This is a genomic window from Pedobacter sp. Leaf176 (assembly GCF_001424305.1).
In the GTDB taxonomy this organism is placed as follows: domain Bacteria; phylum Bacteroidota; class Bacteroidia; order Sphingobacteriales; family Sphingobacteriaceae; genus Pedobacter.
Genome location: NZ_LMPD01000002.1, coordinates 687,164 through 699,962 on the forward strand (window position 1 = coordinate 687,164; position 12,799 = coordinate 699,962).

Below are 12,799 nucleotides of genomic sequence, written 5' to 3' on the forward strand. Positions count from 1 at the left end.
TATTAAAAAGGCATCCCTATACCGAAGTTATATTGAAGAAACCGATATGTATCTGGTCCGTGTGTGGCATTGAAATTATTTTTGAAATCTCTTCCACCTGATAAAAATTTACGGATTACCCATTGATCTGAACCTGAGAACTGAGGATCTTTGAGTTTCAGACCGATATCAAACCTGAAAACGAAATATTGAACATCATACCTTAAACCAACGCCGGTACCAATCGCAAGTTGTTGAACCAGTTTGCTCAGCTTAAACATCTTTTCTTCACCCTCGTCTGCATTCAAATTCCAGATATTCCCGGCATCCACAAAAGCTGCACCTTTTAATACACCACCAAAAAATTTACGAAGAATTATGCTACGATATTCGAAATTGGTTTCAATTCTCAGATCTCCAAGCTGGTCCAATCCAAAAACAGCTCTTCTAACTGTATCTGAACTTAATGTACCTCTATTGTAATTTCCGGGTCCTAGAGTTCTTGCCTGCCATGCACGAATTCCACTGGATCCTCCTGCGAAAAATCGTTTCTCAAAGGGCATAAACACTGAGTTCCCGTATGCATAGGCAACACCAGCATTCATTCTCGCTACAAATTGCCTGTCTCCACCCAAATGCTTATACCATCTAATATCGAGCTCTGGCCTGAGATACTGGTTATATGGCAAGCCTAAAATTTTGGCGTAGTCACGATTTATTGTATCACCAGGAAGATAATTATTTGGGTTATGCTTGTTATTATTGAAGTTTGAAAGTGCTTGTAAAAGATTGCCTGCAATATCTATCCCACCTCTTAAATACACAAAAGTTCTTAATTGATTAAGTTTGTTAGCATTCAGCGTATAGGTATATTTCATTCCCAGAGTTAAATCTTTCCTCACCAGAAGTGTAGTATAATAAAGGTTGTTTAAAACTGTAGACAGATCAAGTGACGGGTCCAGGTTACCAAACCTATATTCAAAGTTTAAAGGAGTAAATGAGTGGAGTTTGGATTTCGTTTCAACCCAGTCGTAAGTTATTGAGTTGATAAATATCCGTCTCACCGAAACATCTTTCTGTAATGCGTAAATGTAACTCGAAGAAAAAGTCGTGTGAGGCATTCCATTTGCCCCCAAAACAGGCGTGTAGAAAGGAATCATTAAACGGGGCACACTTATACTTGCGCTCACAGAAAAATCCCTCTGGTAGATGTCTTTAAACGGCGATGCCCCATTTCCAATTCTGGATTGAAGCCCTCCTTTAATTTGAAATTCAAAACGTTCGGCTCCTCTGAACAGATTATTATTTGTATAGGTATTACTTATGTTGAATCCCACAGTACCGCCATTGAAAGGAACTTCCCCCTCTACCCGGTTACTCATCACTTTTTGAGGCGTTAGTAGTATAATAGGATTGATTCTATTTGAGGTACTGTCCTGATTATAATAATCAATCTTTACGTTTTTAAAAATGTTCAATTCGTACAACCTATCGTAAGTTAGATTTTCATTCCTGAGGTCGTAAAGTTCACCCTTTTTTAGAAAATCGTAGCGAAGGATAGGATTTCGCCGGTATCGTTTCGATAAATCTGTGAATGATACACCACGGGTTGTGTCTCTGTTTACGTAATTTCTGAGCGAATCCGGAAAACCATCCGGACTTGGCGCAATAATCATGTAGGTTGTACCGATATTATATTGCTTATGGTTTCCACTTGGCGGATTTGTAACATTTAACCGTAAGTCTACATTTTTTACATCCGAAGTTTCAATAACATCGAAGTTGATGTAAGGGCGAAGAAAATAAAAGTACCCATTCTCTTTCATCACTCTATAAATTTGCTCTCTTTCGTAGGATAAAGAGTCTGAATCATATTGCATATTTTGATGAAGATGCGTAAACTTCGACTTTTCTTTTTGATATATTGCTTTTATAGTAGGGGTAGCAATCGAATCCATAACCTTTCCAATAATAGAAGCGGGACCTGGATCTGCTTTGAAATTTACTTCGGCTTTTTTTTCTTTAACTTTAATATCTGCAGTAACTTTTGCCTGAAAGTAACCTTTACCATTCAGGAATTTCTGAATCTGAATTCTGGATATTTCAACTAATGTACTATCTAAAATTGCGGGCGGTGTTCCAAAAGGTTTAATATCTGTTGTTTTATACCTTCCATCTTTTGTATTAAACAAATTATAAATCGGAACGTTAATGCTGAATGCAGACGAGGGCCTGATGTCTTTTTGGACATAGTTATACGCCTGTTCTTCAAATTTAGCATCTATGCTATCTATCGTAATTTTCTTTACAATTGCCTGGTAATCTGGAATATATTTAGTTGAAGAACAAGCCTGAATGAAAACAATAATAATAAATGGTAATATTGCAGGGCTTTTCAGTTTAAAATATTTAAAGGATTGGTATGCTTTCAAAATCTCAGATCAGTTTTATTAAGTCGTTACATCAAAAAAAATACCGTAAAGAAAATAGGTTATTTCTGGTTGAAGGTATAAAATCAATTAAAGAATTTATACAGTCTGACTACCGGATTCATACCCTGTTTTACGTTAGCGAACAATATAATTTGTTACCTAAATTACCCGCAAATATAAACTTATTTGAAGTAAACAACGCTGAATTGAGTAAGATTAGTACTTTACAAAGTCCGCAGGGTTTTTTAGCCGTTTTACACTTGCCTGAAAGTAGGCCGGCAGATTTAAATAACTTAAAAAATCAGTTCACCATTGTACTCGATGGCGTACAAGACCCGGGCAATATGGGCACAATTATCAGAACTGCAGATTGGTTTGGATTCAAAAATATTATTTGTTCTGAAGACTGTGTTGAAGCTTTTAATCCTAAGACTGTTCAGGCGACAATGGGCTCATTAGCGAGGGTAAATATTTATTATGAAAACTTATCGGTTCTTTTAGAATCGAGCCAAATCCCTGTATTTGGTGCATTATTAGATGGTAACTCTATTTACGAAACCAATTGGGGGAAACAGGGATTAATTATTTTGGGCAATGAAGGGAAAGGGATTACAGAAGAAGTGATTAAAAAAATAACTCAACCTATCACGATACCAAGGATTGGCCATGCTGAATCCTTGAATGTAGCCGTAAGTGCTGCTATATTTTGCTCAGAGATAGCGAAGGGCAAAACTAAATCGCATTAATTGTGAATTATATTTGCGGGCTAACTAATATTTGCTATTTTTGCAGCCTTGAATTTAAAGGTCGAGTGGCCGAGTGGCTAGGCAGAGGTCTGCAAAACCTTCTACAGCGGTTCGAATCCGCTCTCGACCTCCATTTGTACAAATAAAATAATTAAAAGGTTATTACCATGGCAGTTACCAGATTAAAAAGAAAAGACAGAAGAAACAAAAATACAGCTCACCAGGAGGTAGATTTTTTAAAAAGAGCAACTAACATTGAGTTAGGAAGCCGCTCTGCACAACCTAAAAACGATCAGCTAGCTAAAAACAACGCTGTTTTAGCTTCATTGGCAAAATAGTTTTTAGAATCTTCTTAAAAAGATTTAAAGCATCCTTCTGATCAAAGGATGCTTTTTTTATGCTGTGGAATGCTGAAGACAAATAAATTGGAAGCAGAAAAAATTGCCCGGTTTACAATTAGGCAATTAAAAAATAAATGAAAGACCAGTTTTCCAGAAAAAACAGGATAGTTCAACGACTCATTTTTAGTATGCTGTTGGATTAAATGAGCGTATTCATTCTGAAAATTGAATGAATTTAGATTTTGCCGTACCTAAGTAGAAATTATCAGACAATTATTTCACAAGGGCTTTGCAAATCGATTTAATCAATCCCGGCCCCTCATAAATAAAACCCGTATACAACTGAACCAAACTTGCTCCGGCCTCTAGTTTTTCTTTTGCATCTTCAGCTGAATGGATTCCGCCAACACCTATTATCGGAAAAGCCCTGTTCGATTTTTCTGAAAGGTATTTAATTACCTCAGTAGAACGCTCTTTAACAGGTTTGCCACTCAGGCCACCCATTTCTCCCGCAAGTGTTTTCTCTGTTGCAAGATTTTCCCGGCTAATAGTCGTATTAGTTGCAATGATACCAGCTATATTCGTTTCGGCTACGATTTCAATAATATCATCTAACTGTGAATCCGTTAAATCCGGTGCAATTTTCAATAAAATCGGGCGTGAAATATCGTTTTTTCGATTCCGTTGCTGCAAGGTATTCAGGATATTTTTTAGTGGTCCCTTTTCCTGCAATTCACGTAAGCCAGGGGTATTTGGAGAGCTTACATTTACGACGAAGTAATCAACAACATCAAATAAACTATCGAAACACTTAATATAATCGCTTACGGCATCTTCATTTGGCGTTGCCTTGTTTTTACCAATATTTCCGCCAACAATAATTTCTGGGTGCTTACATTTCAACATGCGTAATCGTTCGGCCATTACATCAACCCCCTTATTGTTGAATCCCATCCTATTGATTAAGGCTTCATCATTTGGCAAGCGAAACATACGTGGCTTATCATTTCCCGGCTGGGGCATTGGTGTAACTGTACCGACCTCTACAAAGCCGAAACCAAGGTTATTAAGTGCTTCAACGTATTCGCCGTTCTTGTCAAAACCTGCAGCTAAACCAACTGGATTTCGGAATTTTAGACCAAAAACTTCCTTCTCTAAACCCTTAATGTGAACATCGAAACTGCTTCGAATGATAGTTTTTCCAAGTGGAAATTTATCGTTAAACCATTTTAACCGCTTAACAACGAAATAATGTACGTTTTCAGGGTCAAACTTGAAGAATATTGGTTTAATAAGGCGATACATGCAACGAAGATAATAACTTAATGGAAGATGGAAAAGGTAAAATGGAAAATGTGCTTAAAAAATCATCAATCCGAAATAATACACATTCCTTTTTCCCTCATCCATCTTACATATAGGCATCTTAGATCACCTAATACGCTGCTGTAAACTGCTCCTGGTGGTGAGCATTATTTTCAAGTTCATCAGCAAGAACAATTGATAAATCTTCTACCGATAAAATAGAACGCCCCTCCTCATTAAAGACAGGCGATGTTCTCCCTAAGCGATATTTTCCAGTGCGACCTATGGTAATGCCGGGATGCATTTCAATTGCAGGACTAAAAAACAACCAATCTAATTCTTTTTCCTCTTTTAAAATGTTGAAATAATCCCTAACAGCCGATGCTCCGGGATAAATTTCTTTTGGGAATTCAGGACCATCTACAAGCTGATTGCCATCAATTTGCAAAGTGCCTGCACCACCGATAAAAATATACCGTTTCACACCTGAAACTTTAACCGCTTTTTGAATTGCCTCTGCTCCTGTTATTGTGTCGTTATAAAGATTTGGGTTAGTCCAACCCGCATTAAATGCGCTGATTACTGCATCGGCCCCCTTCAAAGCCTCCGCTAATTTCTCCGTATCCAGTACATCGACAGCTACTTTGTGTACATTTTCATCTGTGCTTTCAATTTTATCCGTTTGGCGCGCAATTGCAATGACTTCATTTCCGCGACTTACCAATTCGTTTAAAAGGGCTTTGCCTACAAATCCTGAGGCACCTATTAATGCTACTTTCATAATTTTTAAATTTATTTATTTTTATTAATTAATTGTAATGTATTTTGTTACAGTTTTGTTTAAAAATTTTTATTTGAATTTCAATGCGAAATCAGCTAATGTCTGCTTCGATAAATTCTCTAACAAAGCATTTTCAGCATCGCTGTATAGTGTATTTAAGTGTTGGTTAATTTGTTTTCCAATCGGACATTTCGGGTTAGGTTCATTCTTACTTTGACCTAAAAAAGTATTATCTCTGACTGCCTTGTATACCTCTCCCAGGTTTATGTTAGCTGCACTTTTAGCTAAAAAAGACCCACCGCCTTTACCCTCTTTACTATCCACAAAACCGTGTTTTCGTAAATTCATAATTTCCTTGCGTACCAAAACCGGGTTAATATTGATGCTCCCTGCTAAATACTCAGAACTTACCAGGGTTCCTTTAGCATCATCGAGCAAGGTTAAAATATGAAGAGAAATAGGAAACCGGCTGTTATTCATTCTGTAATTATTTTTATTACAGTACAAAGGTAAAGGTTTTTTTTAAAAATCAAAATTTATTATACCTTATTTAACCCATTAAGTTGTTAATTTGCGCATACTGCAAAAGCATAATCGTTTTACCGTCTTTAATCTCCCCATTTTTTATCATCTCCAGAGCGAACTCAAAAGGCAGTTCTAAAACTTCTATATTCTCCTGTTCTTCATGATGCCCCCCGCCTTCGCTCACTTTCATATCTTTTGAATACTCTGCTACAAAAAAGTAAAGGATTTCAGTAACCGAACCTGGCGACATGTATGCTTCGAAAACCTTTTCCGCATGCTTAATCTGATAGCCCGTTTCTTCTTCTGTCTCTCTTTTAATGGCTGTTTCAGGATTATCCATGTCAAGCAAACCAGCGCAGGTTTCGATTAACATACCGGTCTCGTTGCCGTTGATATAAGTTGGCAATCGGAATTGACGGGTAAGGATTACAGTAAAATTTGTTTTATTATAAAGCAAAATTGTCGCGCCATTTCCCCTATCATATGCTTCGCGATTTTGGGTTTCGCGGGTGCCATCTTTTTTTAAATATTCAAAAGTAATTTTGTTTAGCGTGTACCAGTTATCGGAAAGGATTTCCCTACTGATTATTTTAATATTATCGTTGCTCATGTTTGCCTGGCTTGAAATCAAAAGTATTAATTAATTTTTATTCCTTTTGCTAAAAGTCGACTGCTAATCATGACGGCAAAAATCTTCTGGGTTGTTTTTAAAGAATCTGAAATAAGGTCATTATTGTATTTAATTTTCGGCATAAAATAAGCTTTAAAAATTCGTACTTTTGCAGCCGAAATGATTTCAATAAATAATTTAACATTCCTGATCGGCTCAAGAGCCTTATATGACGAAGCGAACTGGCACATCAAACCGGGTGACAGGGCCGGCTTAATTGGCGCTAACGGAACAGGAAAATCGACACTTTTAAAAATAATTGTTGGCGAGTATGCACCAAGTTCAGGTACAGTCTCCATGTCTAAAGACCTGAAAATTGGTTATCTGAATCAGGATTTGCTTTCTTACGATTCCCATCATAGCATTTTGCACGTGGCAATGGAGGCCTTTGAGCGCCAAAACCAATTGCACGATGAAATCGAGGAATTACTTAGAAAAATTGAGACCGATTATAGTGAAGAGGTTTTATATAAATTAAGTGATAAACAGCAGGAATTTGAAGCTTTAGACGGATATAATATCGAATATAGGGCAAACGAAATTTTGGCAGGTTTAGGTTTCAGTACTTCAGATCAACACCGTCCGCTGAACACTTTCTCAGGAGGTTGGCGTATGCGTGTAATGCTTGCTAAAATATTACTTCAAAATCCTGATATTTTATTACTCGATGAGCCAACCAACCACATGGACTTACCCTCTATTAAGTGGCTGGAAAACTACTTAATGGGTTTTGAAGGTGCAATCGTAATTGTATCTCACGATAGATATTTCCTGGATAAAATTGTGAACCGTACAGTAGAGTCACGCAAAGGGAAGTTAACTGTTTATGCGGGTAATTATAGTTTTTATGTAGAAGAAAAAGCGCTACGAGGTGAAATTCAGAAAGGCGAATTTAAAAATCAGCAGGCAAAAATTAAACAGGAAGAACGTTTAATCGAACGTTTTAAAGCGAAAGCTTCGAAAGCAAAAATGGCGCAATCGCGTATGAAAGCTTTAGATAAAATGGAGCGAGTGGACGATGTGGATGATGACAACCCGACGGTTAACTTCAGCTTTAAATTCACAAAACCATCAGGCCGTCACGTCGTTCGTATTGAACATGCTACTAAACATTACCCAAATGTTCATATTTTGGAGGATGCTGAAGCAGTTATCGAAAAGGGTGATAAAATCGCATTAATCGGAGCCAACGGTAAGGGTAAATCTACTTTGTTAAGGATGATTGCCGGGACTGAAAAATTCGATGGCTTTTGTGAAACCGGCCATAATGTTACTACTACTTTTTTCGCACAGCATCAGTTGGAATCGCTGCACCTGGACAATTCTATTTTGGAAGAATTACAGGCTTTTGCACCTAAGCATTCCGATACCGAATTGCGCGGCATTTTAGGTTGTTTCTTATTTACGGGTGATGATGTTTTCAAAAAAATCAAGGTACTTTCAGGAGGCGAAAAATCCCGGGTTGCTTTAGCAAAATCTTTAACAACGGATTCCAACTTCCTGATTCTGGATGAGCCAACAAACCACCTGGACATTCAGTCTGTAAACATTTTAATCCAGGCTTTACAACAGTTTGAAGGCACATTTATAGCCGTATCTCACGACAGGTATTTTTTGGATAATGTTGCTAATAAAATCTGGTTTATCGAAAACGAACAAATTAAGCAATATCCCGGCACCTACGCTGAATACGAAGAATGGAACAGCAAACGCATTATTCCAGCATCTAAACCAATTCCGGTTAAAATGCCTGAAAAGCAAAAGGAAGATCCAAAACCGACAACTCCAAACACAGCCAGCCAGTTAAAAAAACTAAACGAGGAGCTTAAAAAAACAGAAAATGTGATTTCTGAATTAGAGGCTTCTGTGAAAAACATTGAAGCAGAATTGGCGGATGAAAATATTTATGGCACAGCGGATAAATTGGCTGAAGCGAATAAGCGTTATCTGGCTGCAAAACAAGATTTAGATAATAGCCAGACTAAATGGGAAACCCTGGCAGCCGAAATTATGGAGTTGGAGGGTTAGTTTTAACCGCAGATAAGAATTTATGAAGCCGCAGGTTTTTTCTGCGGCTTTATTTTTGCCACGGAAACACAGAACAGTCTTTTTATTATTGCGGGTAAATCCGTGGCGAGCTTTTAAAACCAGCTCAAAAAATATCTTATTAACCCCTTTTCATCACTGCGAAGCCGATTTTTCATTGGGTGTAACAATTTATATTATAATGTAGCCGCAGATCTTTTTGTGGCTTTTTATGCAATTATTTTTCGCCACGGAAGTACATAAATACAGAACAGTATTTATTATTCCGTGCAAATCTGTATTTCCGTGGCAAGTTTTTAAATCCAACTCAAAAAATATCTGTGTTAATCTTTTTCGTCTGTGGTTAATACGTTATTTTTAACCATGCAAAAACTATTCGTTATACTTTTATTTTTCAACGCTACTTTAACCTTTGCCCAAAACGATAAAACCTTCACCAACGAGAATAAAATCTATCTTCCACATATTAAAACTGTGCTGTGCTATAACAGTAAAAAAGAGCAGAGTATTCCTGTAATCATGTTGAATTCATTAGAGACCGTCAATTTTTCTTTCGATGATTTACTTGGCGGAACTAAAAATTATTGGTATACGATTGAACATTGCACTTCTGACTGGCAAACATCCAAAATATCAACGCTGGATTACCTTACAGGATTTGATAACGATAGAATTATCAATTATCGTTATTCGTCAAACACGACCAGAAAATATACTCATTACGAGTTAACCTTACCGAATACCCAGGTTCAACCTAAAATTAGTGGAAACTATGTATTAAAGGTTTATTTAGACGGCGATAAAAATCAGCCAGTAATTTCGCAACGCTTTTATGTACTGGACAATCAGTTGGCGGTTGCAGCGGAGGTAACAAATTCCATGCAGGTTGCAGATAGAAACAGCAAACAAAAAATAAACTTCAGCATCAACCACGCCTTTGCCATTCCTAATCCCTACCAGGATTTGAAAGCTGTGGTCATGCAAAATTTCAATTCAAATACCATAATTATAAATACAAAGCCATCTTTTATTCGACCAAATCAATTGGTTTATAACGATTTAAACACAAATGATTTCTCAGGAAATAATGAATTCAGAAAGTTTGACACCAGAAGCTTACGTTTCAAAGGCGATAATGTTAAGGATATTTACCGTGATAACGGATCGGTAAATGTTATGCTTTTCCAGGATGCGCCAAGAAATACCGGCGCATTCGCCGATCAATATGATGAAAACGGAAACTTTTTTGTACGCAATACGGAAGGCCGCGACGATAAAACCGAAGCAGAATACATGAGTGTCCTATTTACGTTAAATGCGCCAGCACCTAGCGCAAACGGTAGTGCTTACGTAATAGGCCGTTTTAACAATTTCACTTTAAACAAAGAAAACAAACTCCTTTACGACGCAGGCAGAAAGCAGTTTTACGCAAACATCATAATTAAACAAGGCCTATACGATTACGAATATGCCTGGCTTGACAACAACACCACAACTTTAGAAAGCCAAGCTTTCGAGGGTTCATTTTTTCAAACGGAAAACAGCTATCAAATATTTGTTTATTATCGTCGCCCTGGTGCCCGCTGGGAAACATTAGTGGGTTACACCAATCTAAGCAATAAGGTTACCGATAGGTAACACCGTCAATTTATTCGGTTTTTAAAATCCAGACCGATACACTTCCTGCATTGCAATGAAATTCGGCCCAGCCATTTTCATCAATTAAAACTTCCTGTTCTCGATATCCCAGGGCATCTTTGAAAGTTTTGCCAGCAAATTTTTTTCCGATTTCCATTTCCTTGAATCCTTCATCCCCCGTACTCAACAAAACTGCTAATCCACTATTTTCATGCTCATCGTCGCCCTCCCTGGTCCAGCCGACACAATTTCCATGATCGAAATGTTCGCGTTGCAGGCCATAAGCTGCTGCTGACCTTATCTTGCACATCATTTCAACTTCAGGTATCGCAGCCAGTTCAATGTGTATGTCCTGCCCCTCCTTATCTTTATCATCATAAATTCCTCCATATAAATCCGGGAAAAACAGACATGGAATACCTTGCTCACGTAGTAAAATAATTGAGTAAGCTAATGGTCGAAACCAAAATTCGACATAGGATTCTAATGCTTGCAAAGGTTGTGAATCATGATTATCAACGAACGTAACGGCCAGTTCAGGCTTTATCTGCACCAAAGTTTTATCAAAAATCGTGCGCATGTCGAACTGGTTATCTTTCTTGCTCGCCAAATAAAAGTTGTGGTGCAGCAATGAGTCGAAAATTTGCGTTCTGCCGCCTGTAACATCGATATATTCAAGTTGTCCTTCAATATCGACCACATTCCAGTCTTCTGCGACTACGAAAAACTTACGTCCATATTTTTGATCCAGGTGATCGAGCCATTCAATGATAAAATCAGGATTGATGTGCTTTACTGCATCCAACCTGAATCCGTCTATTTTTGTGGTTTCAACCATCCATTCGCCCCAATATTTCAATTCTTCGATTACTGCCCGGTTCCTGTAGTCTATGTCGTTAAACATTAAATAATCATAGTTTCCGAGCTCGGTTGACGGCACCTTTTCAAAACCTTCACCCAAGTAATTCTGAATGGAATAAATTGCTGTTTCTTTTAAGTCTTCAGCCCAATCCACCCCGCTAAAACACATATGGTCCCAAATAAATTCAGAGTATTTCCCCTGTCTCCCGGGGAAAGTAAATTTGGTCCAGGCTTCGATTTCAAAAACATCGCTGGTAAATTCATTCCTGTTATCCGGATTTACTGTTCTCACTTTCACCTTTTCCAACTCATCCCCTCCCGCCTTATGGTTAAAAACGACATCAGCCAGTGCTGAAACACCTTGTTCATGCAAAGCTTTTATAGCTTTTATGTATTCATCTTTCGAACCGTATTTGGTATGTACGCCCCCTTTCTGGTCGAACTCTCCTAAATCGAATAAATCATATACAGCGTAACCAACATCATAAGATGCATTATTCGATTTATAAGCCGGAGGCAACCAAACAGCTGTAATTCCAATTTCTTTTAAGTGAGCAGCTTCATTGGCTACTTTTGTCCACAAATTTTGTTCTTCGTTATAATACCAATGAAAAAATTGGATAAGTGTCTGGTTTTGCATTAATTCGATTTTTGCTAAGGTAACAGGATATTAGGTTAATTGTTTTTTTAAAAATTAAGGTGAAAGTATTAGGACAATCAATTCTCAATGTCTTCTCTCTGCATAAAAGAACAGGAAACGCTTCCAGATATCCGCCTAATTTTTACTAGTTCCAAACACATTGGAAGCTAAGGTTATTTAAGAAAAAATGAGACATTTTGCAAGATAAAACGGCTTCATAACTTAACTTTATTCTATAACACTGATTTAATTGCCACGATCTACGAAAAATGCCGTTTTAATCGGTCTTTTGTGTATTTTTGCGGAATTATGAGTTTGAAAAAGAAATTCGCAAAGGAGAGTTTTACGATAATGAATGAGTTGGTTTTACCAAATGACACCAACACATTAAATAACCTTATGGGTGGCCGTTTGCTACACTGGATGGATATTGCTGCGGCAATATCTGCTCAAAAACACTGCAATAGGATTGTCGTAACGGCTTCTGTAGATAATGTTTCTTTTAAGCATCCCATCAAACTCGGCGACGTTATTACCATTGAGGCAAAAGTGACACGGGCTTTTAACACCTCTGTAGAGGTACGTCTTGATGTTTGGGCTGAAAATATTCCCAGTGGAGCGCGCCAGAAAAGCAACGAGGCTTATTATACATTCGTTGCAGTTGATCAAAGTGCCAGAACCATTCCGGTTCCCGAAGTAATCCCTGAAACAAACGAAGAAATCTTACTTTATGATGGTGCGCTGCGTCGAAGGCAATTGCGCCTGGTTTTAGGGGGAAAAATGAGCCCGGATGACGCCAGCGAACTTAAAGCTTTATTCTTCAAAGCATAAATTT

The 12,799-nt window shown here is 37.6% G+C and carries 11 protein-coding genes and 1 tRNA gene; 6 read left to right on the forward strand and 6 right to left on the reverse strand.

Annotated features, from left to right (window positions below; all coding sequences use genetic code 11):
* Nucleotides 1–2 precede the first annotated feature (2 nt).
* A complete protein-coding gene (locus ASF92_RS08480) occupies nucleotides 3–2,411 on the reverse strand; it encodes a BamA/TamA family outer membrane protein (RefSeq protein ID WP_056090788.1) in 2,409 nt (802 codons plus the stop codon).
* On the opposite strand from ASF92_RS08480, the gene ASF92_RS08485 reads away from it, so the two are divergent.
* The 3 genes from ASF92_RS08485 (at nucleotide 2,402) to ASF92_RS08495 (ending at nucleotide 3,495) form a co-directional block, all read left to right on the forward strand.
* A complete protein-coding gene (locus ASF92_RS08485) occupies nucleotides 2,402–3,157 on the forward strand; it encodes an RNA methyltransferase (RefSeq protein ID WP_056090790.1) in 756 nt (251 codons plus the stop codon). The genes ASF92_RS08480 and ASF92_RS08485 overlap by 10 nt on opposite strands.
* A gap of 59 nt (nucleotides 3,158–3,216) precedes the next feature.
* A tRNA-Cys gene (locus ASF92_RS08490) sits at nucleotides 3,217–3,290 on the forward strand.
* A gap of 34 nt (nucleotides 3,291–3,324) precedes the next feature.
* Nucleotides 3,325–3,495 (forward strand): hypothetical protein, encoded by a 171-nt coding sequence (locus tag ASF92_RS08495; RefSeq protein ID WP_056090792.1) that lies wholly within the window; start codon nucleotides 3,325–3,327, stop codon nucleotides 3,493–3,495.
* 276 nt (nucleotides 3,496–3,771) lie between these two features.
* Here ASF92_RS08495 and ASF92_RS08500 read toward each other — a convergent pair whose 3' ends face one another.
* The 4 genes from ASF92_RS08500 to nudK all read right to left on the reverse strand — a co-directional run bounded on the left by ASF92_RS08500 (nucleotide 3,772) and on the right by nudK (nucleotide 6,719).
* Nucleotides 3,772–4,803, reverse strand: coding sequence for a quinone-dependent dihydroorotate dehydrogenase (locus tag ASF92_RS08500; RefSeq protein WP_056090795.1), 1,032 nt, complete (start codon nucleotides 4,801–4,803; stop codon nucleotides 3,772–3,774).
* Between the two features lie 130 nt (nucleotides 4,804–4,933).
* Complete coding sequence (locus ASF92_RS08505; protein ID WP_056090798.1) at nucleotides 4,934–5,584, reverse strand: NAD(P)-dependent oxidoreductase; 651 nt, start codon at nucleotides 5,582–5,584, stop codon at nucleotides 4,934–4,936.
* 69 nt (nucleotides 5,585–5,653) lie between these two features.
* Nucleotides 5,654–6,064, reverse strand: a complete 411-nt coding sequence (locus ASF92_RS08510; protein WP_056090801.1) for an Rrf2 family transcriptional regulator — start codon at nucleotides 6,062–6,064, stop codon at nucleotides 5,654–5,656.
* A 70-nt stretch (nucleotides 6,065–6,134) separates the two neighbouring features.
* Nucleotides 6,135–6,719, reverse strand: coding sequence for a GDP-mannose pyrophosphatase NudK (gene nudK / locus ASF92_RS08515; protein ID WP_056090804.1), 585 nt, complete (start codon nucleotides 6,717–6,719; stop codon nucleotides 6,135–6,137).
* A gap of 180 nt (nucleotides 6,720–6,899) precedes the next feature.
* On the opposite strand from nudK, the gene ASF92_RS08520 reads away from it, so the two are divergent.
* Both ASF92_RS08520 and ASF92_RS08530 read left to right on the forward strand, forming a co-directional pair.
* The gene (locus tag ASF92_RS08520) at nucleotides 6,900–8,807 is read left to right on the forward strand and encodes an ABC-F family ATP-binding cassette domain-containing protein (RefSeq protein ID WP_056090807.1); all 1,908 of its coding nucleotides are present in this window, start codon (nucleotides 6,900–6,902) and stop codon (nucleotides 8,805–8,807) included.
* A gap of 381 nt (nucleotides 8,808–9,188) precedes the next feature.
* Nucleotides 9,189–10,463 (forward strand): DUF5103 domain-containing protein, encoded by a 1,275-nt coding sequence (locus ASF92_RS08530; RefSeq protein ID WP_056090813.1) that lies wholly within the window; start codon nucleotides 9,189–9,191, stop codon nucleotides 10,461–10,463.
* Between the two features lie 10 nt (nucleotides 10,464–10,473).
* On the opposite strand, the gene ASF92_RS08535 is transcribed toward ASF92_RS08530, so the two are convergent.
* Nucleotides 10,474–11,964: an alpha-amylase gene (locus tag ASF92_RS08535; protein ID WP_056090816.1), complete on the reverse strand. Its 1,491-nt coding sequence runs from the start codon at nucleotides 11,962–11,964 to the stop codon at nucleotides 10,474–10,476.
* Nucleotides 11,965–12,273: 309 nt separating this feature from the next.
* On the opposite strand from ASF92_RS08535, the gene ASF92_RS08540 reads away from it, so the two are divergent.
* A complete protein-coding gene (locus tag ASF92_RS08540) occupies nucleotides 12,274–12,795 on the forward strand; it encodes an acyl-CoA thioesterase (RefSeq protein WP_056090819.1) in 522 nt (173 codons plus the stop codon).
* The last annotated feature ends 4 nt before the right edge of the window (nucleotides 12,796–12,799 follow it).